Source organism: Pantoea sp. SGAir0180 (genome assembly GCF_043546245.1).
Map to the genome: position 1 here is coordinate 144,706 of NZ_CP028072.1, position 21,045 is coordinate 165,750.

Below are 21,045 nucleotides of genomic sequence, written 5' to 3' on the forward strand. Positions count from 1 at the left end.
TTTTGCTGTGGGGTCAGAAAGTTACCGCGGTTTTCAGCGTGGTGACCCAGGCATCCTGCGTGCGCGATACGCCGCCCGGATGGTGCCAGTACTGTATGCCCGGCTGTAGCTCCAGCCACGACAGAGGACGGAAGCGATAGTAAAACTCCCCGTTCAGGGAATGGCCCGGTACCGGATGATACATCGGATTGTTATGATCACTCAGCCCGCTAAGTGTATTCATATAGCGCTGATTTCGGGCATAGCCAGTGCTCATATCAATCCAGCTGAGACCAAGACCCATCCAGTCTTCCGGTCGTGCGTCAAACAGTCCCCGATAGCGCACTGAGGCGGCATAAACCTGATGAATATAATTAGTACGCTGGTCGGCAAGGCTCATACTGGCGGAGGCACTTAACCCACGATTCGAATCGTCCTTATGCTGCGTGAGTTGCTGATTCATTCCGGCGTACACAAACCAGGTACGATTGCGTTGTGTATAACCTTCTGGGTCTGTTGCCCCTGCCCCACCCGATCTTCCGTGATAAAGATCCGTTTGTGGCGCATTGGTGAATACCACGCCCAGGTTATACGCTCCGGGAAGATGATTGATCATCGGGCGCGCTTCAATTTCAACCGGAAGTAATATGCCTTTGCTGCCCTTCGTCGACCCGCTCCAGGCATGATGACGGCTGGAGGCATCCGGGTTCTGCTCCATCACACCCCCTTTTAATGTGATGGCCGGCGTCACGTTATACGCCAGCGTGGTGCCCCAGGTGTGGACGTTCCAGTTATGCCAGGTGAGCGCGTTAGCCGACTTGCCGCCGCACTGGGAAAGTAGCTGGAAGTCACAGGGAATGATCTGATCGAAGGTCTGGACCTTATTCATCATCCCGATTCGCCAGGTGATGCGGCGATCGTCAAAACTGCGCGCAAAGGTCAGCCAGCCCAGACGGGTAATGGACTGGCCGCCCCAGCTTTCCTGCGTCAGGTCGTTGATATTCACTCGCGGATCCTGTACGCGTCTGGTGGTGAGGTCATCATTGTGGTTACGATTGACGATATTCCCCTCAATTCGTGCATCGGGAATACCTGTCCAGCGCGCCAAATCCTGAGTGAAGGTCAACGCAAACTGATCGATATAAGCCACATGCGAGTCTTGATGGTAGCCCCCGCCAGCATTCCAGCCGATTTCGTTCAGATAACCCAGATTGTAGGTAAAACCGTTATCATTAAGGATGTTACGAATACCCAACATATCGCCCAGCATGGGAGCGGGAGAAGCGTCAAAACCTAATACCGTGCCATTCCATTCCTGGCCGACTGATAGCGGTGAAACCAGCAAAAGCGCGAGTTCATACTGTTTGTAGCGAGCATTTATCATCTTTCTTTACATCCTGATAAACATACATATGTGAAAATGGGGAATGTTCAGTTTGTTAGGGTGTTGCCTGTTCTTTAAGCCAAAAAAAACCTGAACGCTTAATGGGTTATCCCATATCGCGTTCAGGTTTTGCCTGTTGACCAGTAACAATCCTGAATTCAGTCGCCAAAAACCTTATCATCTGTAAGGTTTTCAGGAAGCATGTATTGGCTACGTATGTGATTCAGGTAGCAGTTTTGTCGGAAGAAACAGTCGTGCGCCGAGCAGAATGAGTGCATTACCTGCGCGTATCAAAAGGGGATTTCCGGCATAACAGCCAGGAAGTGAAAACAGCATCGCCCGCCTGACAGGACGGGCGTGATGTTGCAATGCAGATATAATGAGAAGTCGTTCGTTATTTATCGCGTGTACGCTGGCGGCACGTTACCGCTTTAGTTTAATTTGCTCAAGTCCCTGTAAAACGTTATTAATATCATCCCCACTCAGATGTTGCACATCCAGTTGGTGATGAAGAGAGGTTAAATCGCCTTTCGAAAAACTGCCCTGCGACAGTTGCTGATGAATCGCTTGCAGAATTTGTTCATCTAACTGATTGATTTGCTTTCTCAACTCAGCCAGATCTTTAGCCGGTGGGACCGACTGAGGTTTGGCCAGCCAGTCCGCCATGTAGCGATACTGAATCGCTTTGCTGGCATCCATCAACGCCTGAAAGAAGACGGTAACAGATTGGGGATCCAGCCCGGCCTGAGCCGATTTTTCCTGCGCTTCTGCCAGCACATCCTTTTCCCTGGTCAGGTCTTCAACTGGCTTGTTATGCACTTTTTTGAACGCTGCGACGTCTTTCATCAGCAGCATTCTTTCATGCAGTGCGCGTGAGAGCAGAGAGACAGGTTGAGATGCTGCAGGCGCAGCAGCAGCGGAGCCGCTAAAAATAAGGGCGGCCAGCAGAAAGGTCATATATTGCATGTTTGGTTAGCCTGTTTCCAAATAGTTGAAAAAGATTAATCATATTAAACGCACCTCTCAATAATGAAGTGTCTGTGAAACATTAGTTAATCTCTGTAATTAACTAATACAAATTATAAACACACCCAGGGTTGAAGATCATAAATCATTAGAATACCTACACTAACATTATGGCCACCTTAACCGCGCCGCTTCAATGTTAATATTTAGTCAACAAGTTGAGCGGACAATCAGTGAGAAATCAATCAGCTTACTGATTAAGCTATTGAATATTTTTATAAAATTATAAATTTATGGAAGTTTGAAACAGTAAAATTTTTGTTCTCATAACGCCAGAAAAGGTAAAAAAACGTCAGACAGAACTCGCCTCTTATTATTCGCAAGCTAATTATCATGCCTTTTATTAATGACGTTTAAAGTTTTAATTTTTCTTTTAAAACAGTGCAAATGCATCACCTCCATATTTGTGAAGTTTTATTTCAAAACGTCTCTAAAGTTTTCAACGTGACAGTCGATAAGTTTTATTAAGCAGTAGAAGCCTGTTTCTCGCTGCAAATTATTTCCCTTACCGGCTATCAGGGTGGAATCATGTTTATTACGCGTACGTTTTCCGATATGAAAATGGGGAAAAAGCTGGGGCTCAGTTTTGTTGTGCTGATAGTTGCAACCCTGACCATCGCACTGTTAGCGTTTAAAGGCTTTGAAACCATTAAAGAGAATGCGCAAAAACAGGACATTACTGTCGATTTTGTCAACACACTCGGTGAAGCACGAACCAGCCGGCTGCTTTATCAGTACACGAAAGACGAACATTATGCGCAGGTTAACGCAAAAGCGCTGAACGATTTAACAGCACAGGTAAACAAACTTAAAACGTTTAGCTGGGACAGTCAGGGCGAAAACACACTTACTACTGCCGCAAACGAACTGGAAAACTATAAGACGCACCGCGAGGTTTTTTATAATGCCTCGCAAAAAACGTTTGCTGCCGCCTCCCTCATTCAAAACAATGATCTGCTGGCTGTCGGTCAACGGCTTGATGGTATCACGATTCCCGCTCAGCCTGAGGCCATGCTCCAGGTGTTGCGCTTAGCATCGATACTGAAAGAGATCGCCGGTGATGTAGAGCGTTTTGTCGACAAACCGACCGAATCCAGTAAAAGTGAAATCAGCGACAACATTTCCACCGTTACCCAGTTGCGCGCGCAGTTGCTCGCGCTGTCTGTCCCGGATATCCAGGCGGTGCTGGCGACGCAGAAAACGGATTTGGCGCAACTCAGGCAGGCCTTTACTGACTATCTGTCAGCCGTGGCGGTAGAGACAACCGCGTCCAAACAACTGAACATCACCGCCGGAAAACTGAATACGTCCGTTGCGGAGCTTTTTAACTATCAGGCGTCCGAATCCGCAAATGCGTTACACAAAGCGGAAACGCAGATTGCGATTGTCGCCGCGATTTGTGTGCTGCTTAGTCTGCTGATCGCCTGGCGAATAACGCTTTCCATTACGGTTCCGTTGAAAGAAACGCTCAGCGTAGCCAAACGCATAGCGGAAGGCGATTTGACCGCCTCGCTGTCCACGGCTCGTCGTGATGAACTGGGGCAATTGATGCAGGCCGTCAGCGTGATGAACGACAGCCTGCAAAACATCATTACCCATGTACGCGACGGCGTGAACGGCGTGGCTCGGGCTTCTTCAGAGATCGCTGCCGGCAATATGGATCTGTCTTCCCGGACCGAGCAACAGTCTGCCGCCGTGGTGCAAACTGCGGCCAGTATGGAAGAGTTAACCTCCACCGTGAAACAGAATGCGGAAAACGCGCATCACGCCAGCCAACTCGCTACTAAGGCTTCTGCCAATGCCGGACGCGGCGGTGAAATCATCCGAAGCGTTGTCACCACCATGCAAGGCATTACGACCAGTTCAGGTAAGATTGGCGAAATTATCAGTGTCATTAACGGTATTTCCTTCCAGACGAATATTCTGGCCCTGAACGCTGCCGTGGAGGCGGCCCGTGCCGGCGAACAAGGGCGTGGTTTTGCCGTTGTCGCTGGCGAAGTCAGAAACCTGGCGCAGCGCAGCGCTGTTGCGGCTAAGGAAATTGAGACGCTGATCCGCGATTCACTGAATCGCGTCAATGAAGGTTCGACCCTGGTGGATCAGGCGGGAACGACAATGGACGAGATCGTGCTGTCGGTGACCCAGGTTAAAGATATTATGAGCGAAATCGCGGCAGCCTCGGACGAGCAGAATCGTGGCATATCGCAGATCGCCCAGGCGATGACAGAGATGGACACCACGACGCAACAAAACGCCGCGCTGGTTGAAGAGTCCTCAGCCGCTGCCAGCTCACTGGAATCACAGGCAGAAGCGCTGGAAAAAACGGTTGCTGTATTCCGGGTACCCAGTAATAAGAAAAGTGTGGTGGCCAGTCAGGCTATATCGTCCGCGGCACCTAAAGTCGTGGTGTCTGCACGCCAGTCCAGCGTAACTGAAGCCAACTGGGAAACGTTCTGATACCGGAAACAGTGACGCCGGCAAGTTGCCGGCGTCACTGTAGTTGGCTGAAAAGAGCGGTGCAACACGTATCCTGAACTGATTTTGTTGCCCTGCTTTATAACGATGCCGGTTCCGGGCTGGTCATTTCAGTCGGTTTTTTGCGGCTTAATGCACATACAGAGTAATCCTGCCAGCACCAACATGACGCCGACCATCGCGCCTGTATGAAAAGGCTCAGCGAACAGCGGCAGACTGATTGCCATCAACCAGACCAGTACATAGCTGATGCTCAGCAACGGATAGGCCCGGCTGAGCGGCAGATGACGCAGTGCCAGAAACCAGCTCACCATCGAACAGGCGTAAGCAGTCAGTCCGCCACACAGAATCAGCAGCGGCAGCCAGTTCACGGGATGCTGGATCAACACGGCCTGCAAACTGGGCAACTGAAGCATCGCCCAGCGCAGCATTAACTGAGCGAGTGTCACCAGCAAAACGCTGCATAAGGCCAGCAAATAACCCTTCATGCGTAGCTCCCTATCAGGGCGACGCCTGCGACAATCAGTACCGTGCCAGCCCATTGCAGAGGCGACATTTTTTCACGCCAGATAAACCGTGCGGCCAGGGCAACCAGAATAAAGTTAATACTCAGCATCGGGTAGGCCAGGCTTACCGGCAAACGCTGCAACACCAGCAACCAGGCCACCATCCCCAGCGCTAACATGATAAGACTGGCCAGCAGCCAGCCGGCCAGGTTAGCCCTGTTTGTTTGCCGTGCCGCCTGTTTCTGACAGAGCTGGCCTGCGCAGGTGAGTAAACTGGTGAGCAGCACCAATAATAAACTCACGATCAGTTAGCCGCATTGTATTGCAGTAACAGCATCCGGCCGTTGCGATAGACCGCATCCGCTGGCGGTAAATCTGTGGGTGTCGCTTCACCGCGTTCCAGCATCATGATCAACGAGACATTGCCCTGCTTACGGTGCGCCTGAAGCCATTGCGGGAAATCCTCGCTGCTGACATAGGCAGACTGGGCATCGGGATAGCTAAGACCATACTGCAGCTCGCCCTTTTGACTGTAGGCAATGATATCGCTGCGTTTCAGCGTCCAGGCGATGGCTGACGACACGCCGGAATTATCACTTAAGATATAGCGGCTGTTCGCCAGGCTGTTTTCAATACTGCGGATGAAGACCTGGGGTTGCTTGGTATTCTCAACGCTTTCCGGAATTGCCGAACCGACACAGAGCGCCAGCGCCAAAGGGCAAAGCGCGGCGGCCAGCCAGTTGCGTTGTGGCGATTTCAGGCTGAAAGCCCCCGCGACAGCCCAGCCCGCAAACGCGATCACGGCCATAATGAGTGCAACCAGCTGATGTGCGCCATAGAGCGGACGATGGCTTAATCCCCAGGGTGCCAGCACGACCAGCAACGTAACCACACAGATCGCGCCAAACAGGATATTGATCCAGGCGTTGACTTTAAAGACGCGCGTGTTCTCACCCACTTTACGCCAGGCATAGTCAGCCATCAGCAGCGCCAGCGGCGCAAAGCAAGGCAGGATATACGTCGGCAGTTTCCCTTTCGCAATGCTGAAAAACACCAAGGGGATCACGACCCAGCTCAACAGATAAACACCACCTGAGGACTGCTGGCGTTGGGTCCAGCCTGAACGCAGTGCGCCCGGTAACAACGCCAGCCAGGGCAGCGCGCCGGCAATCAGCACTGGCAGGTAGTACCAGAAAGGTGCCTTATGCTGTGCGTTGTCTTCGGCAAAACGCTGGATATGCTCAACCCAGAAAAAATAATGCCAGAAATCAGGTTGCTGCTGCTGAATGGCAATCGCCCAGGGGGCACTGATGGCTGCCGCACTGACAATCGCCAGTGGGCCATAAATAACCAGTTCCCGAAAACGCTGGTTCCAGATCGCCCATGGAAGGATCACCAGTACAGGAACCGCCAGGGCAAGGAAACCTTTGGTCATAAAGCCCATGCCGCAGGCTAAGCCCAAAATCAGATAACGGAGGATACGTTGCCGCACATTTTGCGCTTCGCTGGCGAACCAGTAGCTGCACATCGCCGCAACCATCCATAACGTCAGCATCGGATCCAGCACGGCATAAGTACCAATACCGTAGACCAGAAGTGAGGTCATAAAGATAACGCTGGCCGTGAGAGCAACGGTACGGCGAGCAAACAGGCGACAACCCAGCCAGTAAATCAGGATGGCGCTCATCAGGGTTGAAAAGACCGAACCAATCCTGACGGCGAAGTTATTGTGACCAAAAATGGCCTGTCCAACAGTATTGAACCAGTAGCCGGCGATGGGTTTTTCGAAATAACGCAGACCGAAGAAGTGCGGCGTAATCCAGTTGCCGTTTTGCAGCATTTCACGGCTGATTTCGGCATAACGCGTTTCATCAGGCTGCCAGAGATTGCGGAACTCCAGAGGAAGTAAATAATAAAGAACGAAAAGTGAAACCAGTAGTACCGTCTTTTTGGTGGCAGTCATGGTGCTTACCTTGTTAAATTCTCACAACCCAACCAGCCTTCCCGGCCAGCAATGTGCCCACGAACAACCTTGCCGACAGGCAATGTATCGAGGTCGTCAGGCAAGAGGTCGCTCAGCGGGCAAAATTGTATTCCCTGCTCGCGGGCACGCTGTAACAACGTATCGAACGCATTGAGTTGACTGATACCTTCGACTTCAGCATGGATGGTATACACCGGGGTGCCCTGATCGGCGTGGATCTGTTCCAGGATGTAATCGTTGAACCGTTCAGCACTCAGCGTGGGACCGACCACTTCGTCCCAGGTGGGTAACGTCACGGGGATCTGTACCGTACCCGGCTCGCCATTTCTCAACTGTGGGCGAAAAGGCGCGGTACCGCGGCAATCGCTGTTGTAGGCAAAACCAAATGTTTGCTTGGCCTGAATAACACGACCATCTGCGCGCCAGCCCGCCACGGCGGAACAGGTGACAGGTTTGCCGATAATGGCCTCCAGCGCATCCCGTCCTTTCGCAATCTGCTGAATAAGCTGTTCTTCATTCCAGACGCCTGCCCACGTTTGCCAGGCAAAGTGATCCCAGGCGTGCAGGCCAACTTCATGGTAATCGGCCGTCATGCGGATAATATCGCGCATCCCTGCCCCAATCTGTTTTCCTGGCCAGGCGGTCCCGGCCAACAGGATATCCCAGCCATAAAGCGATGCTGCGCGTGAGCGCAGCATTTTCCACAGAAAGCGCGGCTTCATCAGACGCCATAAATGGCGTCCCATGTTGTCAGGCCCGACACTGAAGAAAAAGGATGACTGGACATCGTGTTTCTTGAAGACCTCAATCAGCGCGGGCACGCCAAGTTTTGTCCCGCGCCAGGTATCGACATCGACACGTAGACCGACTTTCCTCATGCCTGATCGTCCTGAAGCTCAACAGTGCGCAGGAAGAAGTCGAGAGTGTTATCGATGGTCGTATTCATTTGCACTTCAGGTGTCCAGCCCAGCAGGCGTTTTGCATTACGGATTGAAGGCTTACGGTGCTCAACATCCTGATAGCCCTTGCCATAATAGCTGCTGCTTTCCACTTCACGGAAACCGGCAAACGGCGGGAAGCTGGCACGCAGCGGGTGACGCTCAAAGCTCTCCAGCAGACGTTCTGCCAGCTCTTTGATACTCGCTTCGTTGTCTGGATTACCGATGTTAATGATCTGCCCGTCGCAGTTATTGTTTTTGTTTTCAATAATTCTGAACAGGGCTTCAACACCATCACTGATATCTGTAAAGCAGCGCTTCTGACGACCACCATCAAACAGCTTGATAGGCGAACCTTCCACCAGGTTTAAAATCAACTGGGTAATGGCACGCGAACTTCCGATGCGCGCGGCATTGAGGTTGTCCAGGCGCGGGCCCATCCAGTTAAACGGACGGAACAGGGTGAAGCGCAGACCTTCTTTTTCACCGTAAGCCCAGATAACCCGGTCTAACAGCTGCTTGGAAACCGAGTAGATCCAGCGCTGTTTGTTAATCGGACCGACGACCAGGTTCGAGTGGTCTTCATCAAAGTTACTGTCGGTACACATCCCATACACTTCGGACGTTGACGGGAAAATGATACGTTTGCCGTACTTCACGCAGTCGCGAACGATTTTGAGGTTTTCTTCAAAATCCAGCTCAAAGACGCGCAGCGGGTTGCGGGTATACTCAATCGGCGTGGCGATAGCGACCAACGGCAGAATGACGTCACATTTTTTAATGTGGTATTCGATCCACTCTGAGTGGATGCTGATATCGCCTTCAACAAACTGGAAGCGCGGATGACCAACAAAGCGGCTGATCGCGTCGGAACCAATATCCAGGCCAAACACTTCGAAGTTGTCGTCTTGCAGCAGGCGCTCGGTCAGATGGTTACCAATAAAGCCGTTAACACCCAGGATCAACACGCGGGTGCGACGCTTCACGGCGGCCACAGCCTGAGAATACAGCAGTGCGCCATTTACCATGCCCAGATGTTGCGCCAGCTGGACACCGTTCATGTAAACGCTGTTCGGGGTTTGCCCCGTCTGGATTTCCAGCGCGCCTTCACCACAAGCCACAACAAACGGATCGGCTGACAGCACGGTTCCCGGACGAGCATTGTGCGCGGTCGTTAAAACTTTAGCTTTCCAGACCACAAACTTTGTGGTGCCGGCAAACGCAAACGCGCCCGGCCATGGATCGGTAACGGCACGGACCAGATTATTGATTTGTTTAGCAGGCAGGCTCCAGTTGATGCGACCATCTTCTGGTGTTCTGCGACCCACAACCGTGGCTTCCGCTTCGTTTTGCGGCTTGCCGACGATATTGCCCTGTTTCATCGCGGGCAAGATGCTTTCCAGCAGCTCACTGGCACAGTCAACCAGTTTGCGGTGCAGGGTTAACGCGTTGTCTTCTTCAGCAATGGCGATGCGCTGTTGCGCGATGATTTCACCCGCATCGGCTTTTTTCACCATGCGGTGTAAGGTCACACCGGTTTCCGTTTCGCCATTCACCAGCGCCCAGTTTAATGGCGCACGACCGCGGTATTTTGGCAGCAGTGAACCGTGCAGGTTAAAAGCGCCCTGCTTCGCGCAGTTCAGAATGTCGTCACACAACAGGTTGCGGTAGTAAAAGGAGAAAATAACATCAGGTTCTGCTGATTTAATGCGATCGATCCACAGCGGATGGTTAACCTCATCCGGAGCATAAACCGGGATTGAATTTTCAGCCGCAATTCGCGCCACTGAGCCAAAAAAGTGATTTTCTGACGCCGTGTCGGCATGGGTGTAGATGGCGCTGATAGTGAAGCCTGCTTTCAACAGCGCATTAATGCCCGCACAACCCATGTCGTGATAAGCGAAGACGATAGTTTTCATTACTCGGTTTCCTGTACAGAACGGTCTTTCTGAGGATTGATAACACGTTGAATAAAATAGCGTGGACGGGCACGTACATCGTTGTAGATACGACCAATGTATTCACCCAGCAGTCCCATGCCGATAAATTGCGCGCCGATGAAGATAAACAGGACGGCAAACAACATAAAAACACCATCGCCAGCCCAGGCTGCGCCCAGAAACAGCCGCAGCAGAATCAGAATCACGGAGAACGCAAAACCTGCAATCGCAATCAGGCTACCCAGTACACTTAGCATGCGTAGTGGTGTGGTTGTGAGACAGGTGACAAGGTCGTACATCAGGTTAATAAGGCGCATAAAGCTGTACTTCGAACTGCCGTGTTCACGTTCTGCGTGAGTAACCGGGAGTTCAATCGTACGACGCGCAAAGGTGTTAGCCAGGATCGGGATAAACGTGCTGCGCTCATGGCAGTTAAGCATGGCATCGATAATGTGACGGCGATAAGCCCGCAGCATACAACCGTAATCCCCCATCGATTTACCGGTCACACGTTGGATCATCTGGTTGATGGTGCGTGATGCCTGACGACGGAACCAGCTGTCCTGACGATTCTGGCGTACCGTGCCGACAACGTCATAGCCTTCCTGAGCGGCGGCCACCAGACGGGGAATTTCTTCGGGTGGGTTTTGCAAATCGGCATCCAGCGTGATGATGAGATCGCCGCTGACATTGCTGAATCCCGCCATAATCGCGGAGTGCTGACCATAGTTACGGTTGAGCAAAACGGCGACAATATGACTGCCGGGCAGTGAGGCTGCATCGGCGATCATCGTCGCGGACGCATCCTGGCTGCCGTCGTCGACCAGCAGAATTTCATAGTCCAGGTTCAGGCTCTTACAGGCATCATCGGTACGCTGAATCAATGCCGGTAAGCTTTCCTGCTCATTGTAAACCGGGATGACTACCGATACTTTTTCAATCTTTTTATCGTCGAACATTTAAACCCCAGCCAGTCCACGTAGTGCGCTGATAACGCGTTCAACGTCATCGTCAGTCATGTCGGGAAACAACGGAATGGAACAAATACGCTCGCTGTTCCACTCAGTGGCAGGCAGCGATAAATGCGGATAATGCTCACGGTAATATTTGTGCGTATGCGCTGCACGGAAATGCAGCCCCGTGCCGATGTCCTGCTCTTTCAGCGCCTGCATCAGTGCATCACGGGTCATACCGCACGCCTGCTCATCAACGCGAATAATGAAGAGATGCCAGGCGTGCTGATGCTGCCAGGCGGGCGGAACAAGAGGCTTAAACGGCGTATCTTTAAGGGCATCGAGGTAACGTTGCGCTATTGCCGCGCGACGCTGATTGATTTCGGGGAGCTTCTCCAGCTGAACCAGCGCAATGGCCGCGCTGATATCCGGCAGATTGTATTTAAAGCCCGGCATAATCACTTCTGCCTGCGGCTGACGGCCATGTGTTTGACGATCAAACGCGTCGACGCCCAGACCATGAAACTTCAGGCTGCGAATGCGATCGGCCAGAGCCGCGTCGTCGGTGACGACCAGGCCACCTTCTGCGCAGGTCATGTTTTTGATGGCATGGAAGGAAAAAATAGCATTTCCCTGGCCACCCACGTGTTTACCTTTGTAGTGGGTACCGGCCGCATGCGCGGCATCTTCAATGACCGGAATGCCATGGCGTTGGCCGATAGCATAGATCGCGTCCATATCCGCAGGCGCACCCGCATAATGGACAGGGATAATCGCCCTGGTTTTCGGCGTAATCGCCGCTTCGATAGCTTCAGGGGTCACCATCAGATTATCGATATCCACATCGATCATCACCGGCGTCGCACCAAGTAACGTGATGATATTTAACGTAGAAACCCAGGTCAGGGAAGGTGTGATGACTTCATCACCGGCTTTGATGCCCAACGCCATTAACATGACGTGCATACCGGCAGTAGCAGACGTGACGGCAATAGCGTGTTGATTGCCGGTTAACTGGCAAAATGCGCGCTCAAGTTCAGCACACTTCGGCCCGGTCGTAATCCAGCCAGACGCAAAGACCTCACGCACTGCAAACAATTCAGTCTCGCCTAAAGAAGGACGAGAAAACGGAAGAAACGCCATTAAGTAATGTCCTTAAACTGTTTTGCCTTTTTTCCAGAAGAAAGAGGATAAGTTTGAAATATGAAAACAGCCAAAATGTAATCTTATGCTCATTTTTTTCCGTTAAAATCCGCGAAAAGAGGCAAAGTACACTGACCTCTGATCGTGAAGTCAAATATTAGAAAAATATTCACTTCATAACGATGCCAAATGATACGCTCGTAACCTTAACCAAACATTAAACGCTTCATTCAATTCACAAATTGACACGATCTTTATTAGGTTTACCAGATTAATCACATTAAATAAACAGATATGTTTGACAGTTTCATGAAGAGATTACCGCACATTCTGCAAATGCTGCCAGGCGGTATCTACATTGTTGACAGATAGCATTTTCTAAGGGAAATTCGGAGTTTTGATACACGCGTTGCACTCATAAAGTGACGGTGATCACTTTTCTAACTTTTAGATTTTTTTCTTATGAACAAGGAATTACGCGTCACTACATTGTCAGTTGAACCTGCTGATTCTCGCTTCTGGAATTCGATGGTGCCGGAACTGACTGTCACTGATTTTGCCAGATCCTTTGCGTTTTATGTCGATGAACTGGGGTTTACTGTGAGAATAAGACGCATTCACCCAGACTTCGCTTATCTCTGTTATGGTGAAGCGCAATTAATGATTGAACAGCAGCATGACGCGGGCTGGCACACCGCAGAGATGCAGTATCCTTTGGGACGCGGTATTAACTTCCAGACAGAAGTCTCCAATATTCAGCAGCTTCACACGCGCCTGGTGAAAACGGGCACGCCCTTGTTCCGACCACTTAGCGAAAACGCCTACTATACGGGTGAGAAATATTAACGCCAGCAGGCGTTACTGGTTCAGGATCCAGATGGCTACCTGCTGCGTTTTTGTCAGGTCTTAGACTGAAAAAACATTACAGCGCGACCACCTCGCTGACCTGATGGTGAAAGACATAGGGATCGGAGATCAACCCAAACTGTTCATCATCCGCATAGGTAACTGCCACCGGGTAATCCTCGCCAGCAAACGCTTTCACTGCCGCCAGATCCCGCCAGTATGTGGCCAGAAAGAAATGCTGCCACTCTCCCTGTGCAACCTGATGAATAAAAGCGCCTGTGTTACCGGGTACCGATTCTGCATGCTGCACGCCCGTCTTCTGTAGATGCGTAAAAAATGCCTCTGCGTGCTGCTGAGGGACACAACCATGCCAGGTTCTGACAATCATCGTTTTCTCCTTTTAATGACGTAATGTCATGGTAACACGCTGTTTTTATAAAAAATTAAGACTGGCAGTGAAAAATAATGTTGTCGGCTGGCACAAATCCGAATTTGTTCTACATTTAGTGGCCCGACCAGGGGAACGACATTCATCACAGCAAAAAACAAAAACGGTAAAAATTATGGAATTGAGCAAGTTTGAGGTCAGAACGGGCCTGTGGCCACACATGCATTTCACGGATATTGAATACGATCACCGTGGCGGAAGTTACGAAATTTATGCCACCGATGTGACCAATCAAACCAAGAGTAAACTGTTTATCTGTCGTACCACGGATGAACAACAGGCGAAGCAACTGGCGGAGCAATTTAAAATCTGGCTGCCCAAAGTTAACAGCAGAAAGCGTAAAGCGACGGCGAAATCCGCACTTACCGGTTACGATCGCGTCGCGTGCCATAAAGGGTAAATACGGATTCATGCTGGCCGCCCCGTAGCAGATGAAGGCTGCTGTGGGGCGGCCTTGCACAGAAGCGATAAATCACGCGACCGATCAGGTTTGCGCCAGACATTACGCGGCGGCGTTATTAAGCCGGACGGTTTTTCACCGAATCAGTCGGACAGCCTTGTATGAATGTTACCTGGCCTGCCCGTAACCACTTCCTGCCCGGCACCATACCAGTCTTGCCTGAGCAAAACGCTCACCCTAAAAGTGACAGTGTCATGTTTTCTGCCCAGCGCTACGCACCGGCATCGCAGACATTTCTCACACTGAGACCCCCGTAATGCCTTAAACGTAAACGTCTGGCTCCGCCTGGTCAGCCGTTTGGTAACAACCTGAAAAAGCGTCTGATGTCCGTTCATTATTTCTGATCGCGCCCTTTTTCATCACGTTTTTTCATTAGGCGTATTGTTCCTCTCTCTGGCATCCTGCGCATTCCCTTCTCTTCCTCCAGCCGACATTAAACTGACCATGTCTTGCCGATTTTTTCAGGTTATTATCGTTTTGCTTAATCACATTAAATGCAGACGACACGGCTGACATGCCAATAAAGCGGTGCGGGCACATACGGGAAATGAGGGAGAAAAAGTCAAAGTGGCCCCAATGAAGTCTAAACGTGTACTGATTATCGAAGATGATGCCGATGCAGCCAGCGTACTTGAAGCCTATCTTAAACGTGAAGGCTACACGGTGATGATTGCTGGCGATGGAATGACAGGACTTGACCACGCGCAACGCTGGCAGCCCGATCTCATTCTGCTTGATGTGATGCTGCCCGTTATGAACGGCACGGAAGTTCTGGCGGCTCTTCGACGCAGGGGAAATACACCAGTGATTATGGTGACAGCAATGGGAGATGCCCCCGACAGGATCGGCGCATTACGCTATGGTGCAGATGATTATGTGGTGAAACCCTACCATCCTGGCGAGGTCGTCGCACGTGTTCAGGCCGTTTTACGTCGCACCCAACAAAGTACCGTCCCCGACAGCACATTATGTTGGGCGGGTCTGGAAGTCGATACTGAATCGCTGACAGCAGTAGTAAAAAATGAACAGGGCATTCAGCGGCTCGATCTGACCCCAACGGAGTTTTCGATTCTGGTGACGTTGATGCGCGCCCCAACCCGCCCGTTTAGTCGCTTATTCTTGCTTGAACACTGCCTGCCTGAAAGTGATGCGCTTGAGCGCGTAGTTGATACCCATGTTTATAACCTGCGACGCAAACTGGAAGCCGCAGGCATGTCAGATATTTTACCTGCGGTTCGCAGTGTGGGTTACAGGTTCAGACAACCATGAAACTAAAAACGCACGACTCAATGTGGCGCTGGATCTGCATCCGTATTTTGATAATCGGTCTGGGAAGCGTCATCCTTATCGCGTTTTGCATGTGGCTGCGTTTCGCGCTGCAAATGCTCTGGGTTTACTCTCGCATGCCTGCGGACGTCTGGGCGGAGTTTTCCCGTATACGGTTACACCCGGAGCAGGCACCGGCTCGCTTTCATCAGATTGTCGATCAATGGTGGGGCGTCGGCTTTTCCGACCCGTCAATCGCCTCGGCTGACTGGCTGACGGTCGCCGTACTGGTCGCCGTGGTGATTCCGTTCTTTATTGTAATGGGGCTGCGCTTCGCCCGACCGCTGGCGAAACAGTTTAGTCAGTTGGCGAATGCGGCACGCGATGTGGCACAGGGGAAATTCGGCACATCGGTCGGTCAGGTCGAAGGCGCGCCACAGGAATTAGTGCGGTTTACGGAAGACTTTAATCTGATGACCCAGCAGTTAGCCCGTTACGAACGCGAGCTTAAAGCTTCGCAGGTTGCCATTGCTCATGAACTACGATCGCCACTCACCGCAGCCATTGGCCGCTTACAAGGCATTGTCGACGGCGTATTTGCGCCGGAACCTCAGCAGTTCTCCATGATCATGAAGCAGCTGACGCAGCTGAGCCGCCTGACGGATGAACTGCACTTATTATCGTTAGCGGAAGCTGGCCAGCTTACGCTCAGCCTGAGCCGGTTTAACCTTACCGAGCTGTTACGCGAACGTACAGCGTGGCTGGCGCCTCAGGCTGAAGCCGAACAGATGGTGATTGAGGTGCAGTCGCCCGGCCAACTCTCTTTCACTGGCGATGCCTCCCGGCTGGGCCAGGTGGTAACCATCTTGACGGAAAATGCACTGCGCTATGCCGCAGAGGGGAAACGGTTTTCTGTGACCGCTCATACCTCGCCCGCCGCTGTCACACTGCAGTTTCGCGACTATGGGCCGGGCGTGGATCCTCAGTTTCTGCCTGTCATTTTCGACCGTTTCACCCGGGCAGAATCGTCGCGCGCACGGCATTCCGGCGGAAGCGGTCTCGGCATGTCTATTGCGAAGGCTATCGTTGAGGCGCACGGTGGGGAGATATTTGCACGTTTGCCTGCGGACGGCGGACTGCAGATTACAATCGTTTTGCCTTTATCTGACGACGCGCGCTCAATCTGAGTGCGTACTGGCCTGCACAGGCTTTTTTGTCTGCCTTGACCATTTCTTGATAATTCATCGAAGGTTTCTGGACATAACCCGCTTTAAATGAGCCTGTCTCATTTCAGGAATACGGTTATGACAGATTTTATTCCCGCTTTTGCCCGCCAGGCGCTGCGTCATCTGAGCTTTCCGGGTTATGTGTTACCGTCACTGTTTGTCGTGGCAGGCATGCTTATCCTGTCAGGCTGCCGGGAGGAAGCGCCGCCTGCGCGTGAGGCGCCTCGTCCCGTCCGGACAGTGCTGGTTCCTCCCTTCTCCAGCGGTGGACTGATGACGCAGACGGGTGAAATTCGTGCCCATGAAGAAATTTCGCTGGCTTTCAGGCTGGATGGCCGCGTCATTACCCGCACCACGGACATTGGACAGCATGTGAATGCCGGTCAGGTTCTGGCGACCTTAGACAGTAATGCCGCTCAAAACCAGCTCAGCAGTGCCACTGCCGATCTGGCGAGTGCGCGCGCCTCAGAACATGTTGCCGCACTAACGCTGCGTCGTATGCAGCAGCTGATGCCCGGAGGGGCCATTTCCCGTTCGCAGTTAGACAGTGCAAAAGGTGACTGGCAGGCGGCCGTTTCCCGGCGTCAGAGCAGTGAAGCCGCGCTTAAAAATGCCCAGGATAATCTCAACTGGACGCAACTTACCGCGCCGCGCGCCGGTGTTATTACCGCCGTCAATGTCCAGCCGGGTCAGGTGGTCAGCGCTGCGCAGTCCGTAATGACGCTTGCCGCTGATGGCGATCGCGATGCTGTCTTTGACCTTGCTGAACCCTCGCTGGCGGAGTACGCCTCCTCCACGCCCTTCAGCATTACGTTGTTATCGAACCCTGCGATAAAGACACAAGGGCATTTTCGCGATATCAGTCCGCAGGCCGATCCGCAGACCCGCACCTGGCGACTACGTATCATGCTGCCTCAACCGCCGGTCGCTATGGCGTTGGGGTCGACCGTCGTGGGGGCCTTTCCCGGTAAAGCCGAACAGGTTGTCACCCTGCCCGCCAGCGCTCTCACGCGTGCCGGCGATCGTCCCGCCGTTTTTGTGGTGAACACCCAGTCCCATCAGCTTTCACTCAGGCCGGTCACGCTGGCGCGCTTCGATGCCCAACATATCTATCTCAGTGCCGGCGTGATACCGGGTGAGCGCATAGTCACCTCAGGCGTGAAAACGCTCTTGCCGGGAGAGCGGGTACAGCCCGGGGAGGATGAAAAATGAGAAGATCGGCTGAAAGGGCCCGCTTTAATCTCTCTGCCTGGGCGTTAGCACATCAGCAACTGGTGGTGTTTTTCATGCTGTTGGTGATGACGACGGGCGTACTGAGCTACATCGATCTGCCCCGTAATGAAGATCCGGCGTTTACCATCAAAACGGCGGTCGTGTCCGCACAATGGCCCGGTGCCACGGTGGAAGACACGATGCAGTTAGTGACGGATACGCTGGAAAAAAAACTGCAGGAAACACCGTTCCTGGATTTTATCGAGAGTGAAACCCGGGCCGGAAAGGTGGTCATCTTTGTTAACCTGCGTGATGCTACGCCGCCGGATCAGGTCCCGACTATCTGGTACCAGATTCGGAAAAAAATGCAGGATATCGCCTCATCGCTTCCACAAGGCGTTCAGGGTCCCGCTGTTAATGACGAATTTGGCGACACCTATGGCACGATTTATGGCTTTACGGCCGATGGTTTCAGTCCGCGAGAACTGCGGGATAAAGTCGATGAGATCCGTCGAAGCCTGATGGATGTGCCAGACATGGGTAAAATTACCCTGCCTGGCGAACAGGAAGAACACATTGTTATCGCGTTTTCGCCACGGCAGTTAGCGGGCATGGGCCTTACGCTTCGGGAGGTAAGTGATGCTCTGGCCGCGCAAAATGCCGTTGCGCCCGCAGGTGTAATACGCACTGATAAAGAAAATATTGCACTTCATGTCAGTGGTGCATTGACCTCGGCTGATAACCTTAAGGCCATTACCTTACATATCGGCCAGCGCTTTATCCCGCTGACCAGTATTGCCACGATAACGCTTCAGCCTGCTGAACCGCCAGCGTCAACCTTCCGGGTCAACGGCGAGCCTGGCATTGGCCTGGCCATCTCCATGGCCCCGACGGGTAATATGCTGAAATTTGGTCAGGCCATTCATGCGCGTATGGAGACGATTGCCGCCCAGCTCCCGCATGGCATCACGATGGTGAAGATCGCCGATCAATCCACCGTTGTTAAAACCGCCGTCAGTGGCTTTGTGCGGGTGCTGGCGGAAGCGGTACTGATCGTTCTGGCAATCTCGTTTTTCTCGCTGGGTTTCCGTGCCGGGCTGGTGGTCGCCGCTGCGATTCCCCTCGTTCTGGCCATGACATTCGTCGGCATGACAGTGGCCGGTATTGGCCTGCAACGCATTTCGCTGGGGGCTCTCATTATTGCGCTGGGTTTACTGGTCGATGATGCCATGATCACGGTTGAAACCATGGTTTCCCGCCTTGAGGCGGGAGACAGCAAAGCGCAGGCCGCAACCTTTGCGTTTAAAACCACCGCGTTTCCTATGCTGACGGGAACACTGGTGATGATCGCCGGTTTTATTCCGGTCGGTTTTGCGGCCTCCAGCGCCGGTGAATATTGTTACTCCCTTTTTGCAGTCGTGCTGATCTCGCTGCTGTGCTCCTGGGTCGTGGCGATTCTGTTTTCCCCTGTTATCGGCACCTGGCTGTTAACTGAGCAGGTGACAGCCCCATCACCACCTCCCGGGCTGATGGCCCGCTGCTATCGTCGTCTGCTTGATCGGGTTTTACACTACCGCTGGACAACCGTGATAAGCGCCTTGTTATTGCTGGGAATGGGGATTGCAGGCACTACATTGATGCAGGGCGAATTCTTCCCCGCGTCCGATCGTCCCGAGCTGTTAGTGAATCTTTCGCTGGCGGCAAATGCCTCTCAAAGTGAAACGACACGGCGTACCGCACAGCTGGAAACCCTGTTACGCGCCGATCACGATGTCGATCACTTCTCCAGCTATGTCGGCGCAGGTGCCGTGCGGTTTTATTTGCCCATGGAAGTCTTGCTGGACAATGAAAATGTGGCGCAACTGGTTGTGGTGACTAAGAACCTGGAAGCGCGTGATCGGGTTCGACGCCGCCTGGAGGCGACACTGGCGCGGGATTTCAGCGATCTGACTGCCCGTGTGGCCCCTCTCGAACTGGGTCCCCCCGTAGGCTGGCCATTGAAATACCGCGTCACCGGCCCTGACTACAGCAAAGTGCGGGACATCGCGGAAAAACTGGCTGCTCAACTTTCGCGTTCGCCGAATACGCGTGAGGTAAATATGACGGCTGGCGAGCCCGAGCGGGAAATCAATGTTGAGGTAAACCAGACTGCTGCACGCGCCGTCGGCGTCTCCTCAGAAAGCATTGCTTCCACACTGAATACTGTCATGTCCGGCAGTACCGTGACCACTGTTCGCGATCATAACCGGCTGATAGATGTGGTTCTGCGCGGCAACGATCGGGAACGACAGGACACAGCGATCTTAGACAGCCTGATGCTCAACACAGCTTCCGGGCAAAAAATTCCGCTTGGGCAGGTCGCCACACTGAAATGGCAGCTCGACGATCCGGTGATTTGGCGACGACAGCGTTTGCCCTATATCACCGTGCAAACCGATATTGCACCTGAGCAACGGGCCGAAACGGTGTCTGATCAACTGAGACCTGGCCTGGATACTCTGCGGGCAACCTTGCCCGCAGGTTACGCCATTGAAGAAGGTGGAACCGTCGCCGAGTCGAATAAAGGTAACAGTTCGGTGTTTGCCGTTTTGCCTGTCACCCTGTGCTGCATGCTTGTGTTATTGATGCTGCAGTTGAAGCGGTTCTCCAGAATGCTGCTTGCGCTGCTGATGGCACCTTTTGGCCTGCCGGGGATTGTCCTGGCAATGTTACCGGGTGGCACGCCGATGGGGTTTGTCGCACTGCTGGGCATCATTGCGCTGGCGGGCATGATTATCCGTAACGCCGTAATCATGATCAGCGAGGTGGACAGCCATGCGCAGGCTGGCATGGCACAGGGTGACGCCATCCGCCATGCCGCACTGCACCGGGCGCGTCCCATCCTGCTCACTGCCTGCGCGGCAATCTTCGGCATGTTACCTATTTCACATCAGGTTTTCTGGGGGCCGATGGCATTCGCGATCATCGGTGGGCTGATCACCGGCACATTGGTCACGCTGACCCTGCTGCCCGCCTCACTCAGCCTGATAATGGCATGGGAAAACCGCCGCGCGCCCCGATCGCGCACATGAGGGCGGCGAACATTGTCACTGGGTTACGGATCGCAGTGCGCAACGGAATCAGGCATACGGTCCGGGTATGTGAAGGAGGGCATGAATAACGCACAAGGCCTGCACAGTATCACTAGCGTGCATCGAAGGAGAGAAACGCGTCTTATGCGCCAAAAAGAAGGCTTTTTCGCCACGCAAAACGCATTTCA

At 52.7% G+C, this 21,045-nt stretch carries 16 protein-coding genes and 1 pseudogene; 7 read left to right on the forward strand and 10 right to left on the reverse strand.

Annotated features, from left to right (window positions below):
* Nucleotides 1–13: 13 nt before the first annotated feature.
* Together C1N58_RS21335 and C1N58_RS21340 are read right to left on the reverse strand one after the other, a co-directional pair.
* Nucleotides 14–1,249, reverse strand: coding sequence for a carbohydrate porin (locus tag C1N58_RS21335; protein WP_394551300.1), 1,236 nt, complete (start codon nucleotides 1,247–1,249; stop codon nucleotides 14–16).
* Nucleotides 1,250–1,786: 537 nt separating this feature from the next.
* Complete coding sequence (locus C1N58_RS21340) at nucleotides 1,787–2,329, reverse strand: chorismate mutase (RefSeq protein WP_058702549.1); 543 nt, start codon at nucleotides 2,327–2,329, stop codon at nucleotides 1,787–1,789.
* Nucleotides 2,330–2,917: 588 nt separating this feature from the next.
* Here C1N58_RS21340 and C1N58_RS21345 point away from each other — a divergent pair.
* Nucleotides 2,918–4,846 (forward strand): methyl-accepting chemotaxis protein, encoded by a 1,929-nt coding sequence (locus tag C1N58_RS21345; RefSeq protein ID WP_394551116.1) that lies wholly within the window; start codon nucleotides 2,918–2,920, stop codon nucleotides 4,844–4,846.
* 128 nt (nucleotides 4,847–4,974) lie between these two features.
* Here the strand turns inward: C1N58_RS21345 and arnF are convergent, their stop codons facing one another.
* The 7 genes from arnF to arnB are packed head-to-tail and all read right to left on the reverse strand — an operon-like array spanning nucleotide 4,975 to nucleotide 12,328.
* Nucleotides 4,975–5,352, reverse strand: a complete 378-nt coding sequence (arnF, locus tag C1N58_RS21350) for a 4-amino-4-deoxy-L-arabinose-phosphoundecaprenol flippase subunit ArnF (RefSeq protein ID WP_367144127.1) — start codon at nucleotides 5,350–5,352, stop codon at nucleotides 4,975–4,977.
* Entirely contained in the window at nucleotides 5,349–5,672 is a 324-nt protein-coding gene (arnE, locus tag C1N58_RS21355) for a 4-amino-4-deoxy-L-arabinose-phosphoundecaprenol flippase subunit ArnE (protein ID WP_039339447.1), read from the reverse strand. The genes arnF and arnE overlap by 4 nt, the downstream gene beginning before the upstream one ends.
* A 2-nt stretch (nucleotides 5,673–5,674) precedes the next feature.
* On the reverse strand, nucleotides 5,675–7,333 hold the full coding sequence (arnT, locus tag C1N58_RS21360) for a lipid IV(A) 4-amino-4-deoxy-L-arabinosyltransferase (RefSeq protein WP_394564908.1): 1,659 nt from the start codon (nucleotides 7,331–7,333) through the stop codon (nucleotides 5,675–5,677).
* 5 nt (nucleotides 7,334–7,338) lie between these two features.
* Nucleotides 7,339–8,232 (reverse strand): 4-deoxy-4-formamido-L-arabinose-phosphoundecaprenol deformylase, encoded by an 894-nt coding sequence (gene arnD, locus C1N58_RS21365; RefSeq protein WP_039339451.1) that lies wholly within the window; start codon nucleotides 8,230–8,232, stop codon nucleotides 7,339–7,341.
* A complete protein-coding gene (gene arnA, locus C1N58_RS21370) occupies nucleotides 8,229–10,211 on the reverse strand; it encodes a bifunctional UDP-4-amino-4-deoxy-L-arabinose formyltransferase/UDP-glucuronic acid oxidase ArnA (protein WP_394564909.1) in 1,983 nt (660 codons plus the stop codon). The genes arnD and arnA overlap by 4 nt, the downstream gene beginning before the upstream one ends.
* Nucleotides 10,211–11,191, reverse strand: coding sequence for an undecaprenyl-phosphate 4-deoxy-4-formamido-L-arabinose transferase (arnC, locus tag C1N58_RS21375; RefSeq protein ID WP_033742463.1), 981 nt, complete (start codon nucleotides 11,189–11,191; stop codon nucleotides 10,211–10,213). Before arnC ends, arnA begins: the two co-directional genes overlap by 1 nt.
* Nucleotides 11,192–12,328: a UDP-4-amino-4-deoxy-L-arabinose aminotransferase gene (gene arnB / locus C1N58_RS21380; RefSeq protein ID WP_283789036.1), complete on the reverse strand. Its 1,137-nt coding sequence runs from the start codon at nucleotides 12,326–12,328 to the stop codon at nucleotides 11,192–11,194. It lies immediately after the preceding gene.
* Nucleotides 12,329–12,856: 528 nt separating this feature from the next.
* Between arnB and C1N58_RS21385 the strand changes: the two are divergent.
* Nucleotides 12,857–13,243: pseudogene (locus tag C1N58_RS21385) on the forward strand (bleomycin resistance protein).
* 7 nt (nucleotides 13,244–13,250) lie between these two features.
* Here the strand turns inward: C1N58_RS21385 and C1N58_RS21390 are convergent.
* Nucleotides 13,251–13,562 (reverse strand): hypothetical protein, encoded by a 312-nt coding sequence (locus tag C1N58_RS21390; protein WP_006121950.1) that lies wholly within the window; start codon nucleotides 13,560–13,562, stop codon nucleotides 13,251–13,253.
* 175 nt (nucleotides 13,563–13,737) lie between these two features.
* Between C1N58_RS21390 and C1N58_RS21395 the strand changes: the two genes are divergently transcribed.
* The 5 genes from C1N58_RS21395 (at nucleotide 13,738) to C1N58_RS21415 (ending at nucleotide 20,857) form a co-directional block, all read left to right on the forward strand.
* Nucleotides 13,738–14,022, forward strand: a complete 285-nt coding sequence (locus C1N58_RS21395; RefSeq protein WP_006121951.1) for a hypothetical protein — start codon at nucleotides 13,738–13,740, stop codon at nucleotides 14,020–14,022.
* Between the two features lie 636 nt (nucleotides 14,023–14,658).
* Entirely contained in the window at nucleotides 14,659–15,351 is a 693-nt protein-coding gene (locus tag C1N58_RS21400; RefSeq protein WP_283789038.1) for a response regulator, read from the forward strand.
* Complete coding sequence (locus C1N58_RS21405; protein ID WP_394564910.1) at nucleotides 15,348–16,535, forward strand: sensor histidine kinase; 1,188 nt, start codon at nucleotides 15,348–15,350, stop codon at nucleotides 16,533–16,535. Before C1N58_RS21400 ends, C1N58_RS21405 begins: the two co-directional genes overlap by 4 nt.
* Before the next feature lie 117 nt (nucleotides 16,536–16,652).
* Complete coding sequence (locus C1N58_RS21410; RefSeq protein ID WP_394564911.1) at nucleotides 16,653–17,786, forward strand: efflux RND transporter periplasmic adaptor subunit; 1,134 nt, start codon at nucleotides 16,653–16,655, stop codon at nucleotides 17,784–17,786.
* Complete coding sequence (locus tag C1N58_RS21415) at nucleotides 17,783–20,857, forward strand: efflux RND transporter permease subunit (protein WP_394551108.1); 3,075 nt, start codon at nucleotides 17,783–17,785, stop codon at nucleotides 20,855–20,857. Before C1N58_RS21410 ends, C1N58_RS21415 begins: the two co-directional genes overlap by 4 nt.
* The last annotated feature ends 188 nt before the right edge of the window (nucleotides 20,858–21,045 follow it).

What these genes read in the sequence shown, in the direction of transcription:
- C1N58_RS21395 (WP_006121951.1), top strand. Translation starts at nt 13,738, where the DNA reads ATGGAATTGAGCAAGTTTGAGGTCAGAACGGGCCTGTGGCCACACATG.
- arnB (WP_283789036.1), bottom strand. Translation starts at nt 12,328, where the DNA reads ATGGCGTTTCTTCCGTTTTCTCGTCCTTCTTTAGGCGAGACTGAATTG.
- C1N58_RS21390 (WP_006121950.1), bottom strand. Translation starts at nt 13,562, where the DNA reads ATGATTGTCAGAACCTGGCATGGTTGTGTCCCTCAGCAGCACGCAGAG.
- C1N58_RS21340 (WP_058702549.1), bottom strand. Translation starts at nt 2,329, where the DNA reads ATGCAATATATGACCTTTCTGCTGGCCGCCCTTATTTTTAGCGGCTCC.
- C1N58_RS21345 (WP_394551116.1), top strand. Translation starts at nt 2,918, where the DNA reads ATGTTTATTACGCGTACGTTTTCCGATATGAAAATGGGGAAAAAGCTG.
- C1N58_RS21335 (WP_394551300.1), bottom strand. Translation starts at nt 1,249, where the DNA reads ATGCTGGGCGATATGTTGGGTATTCGTAACATCCTTAATGATAACGGT.
- arnF (WP_367144127.1), bottom strand. Translation starts at nt 5,352, where the DNA reads ATGAAGGGTTATTTGCTGGCCTTATGCAGCGTTTTGCTGGTGACACTC.
- arnD (WP_039339451.1), bottom strand. Translation starts at nt 8,232, where the DNA reads ATGAGGAAAGTCGGTCTACGTGTCGATGTCGATACCTGGCGCGGGACA.
- arnC (WP_033742463.1), bottom strand. Translation starts at nt 11,191, where the DNA reads ATGTTCGACGATAAAAAGATTGAAAAAGTATCGGTAGTCATCCCGGTT.
- arnA (WP_394564909.1), bottom strand. Translation starts at nt 10,211, where the DNA reads ATGAAAACTATCGTCTTCGCTTATCACGACATGGGTTGTGCGGGCATT.
- C1N58_RS21405 (WP_394564910.1), top strand. Translation starts at nt 15,348, where the DNA reads ATGAAACTAAAAACGCACGACTCAATGTGGCGCTGGATCTGCATCCGT.
- C1N58_RS21415 (WP_394551108.1), top strand. Translation starts at nt 17,783, where the DNA reads ATGAGAAGATCGGCTGAAAGGGCCCGCTTTAATCTCTCTGCCTGGGCG.
- C1N58_RS21400 (WP_283789038.1), top strand. Translation starts at nt 14,659, where the DNA reads ATGAAGTCTAAACGTGTACTGATTATCGAAGATGATGCCGATGCAGCC.
- C1N58_RS21410 (WP_394564911.1), top strand. Translation starts at nt 16,653, where the DNA reads ATGACAGATTTTATTCCCGCTTTTGCCCGCCAGGCGCTGCGTCATCTG.
- arnT (WP_394564908.1), bottom strand. Translation starts at nt 7,333, where the DNA reads ATGACTGCCACCAAAAAGACGGTACTACTGGTTTCACTTTTCGTTCTT.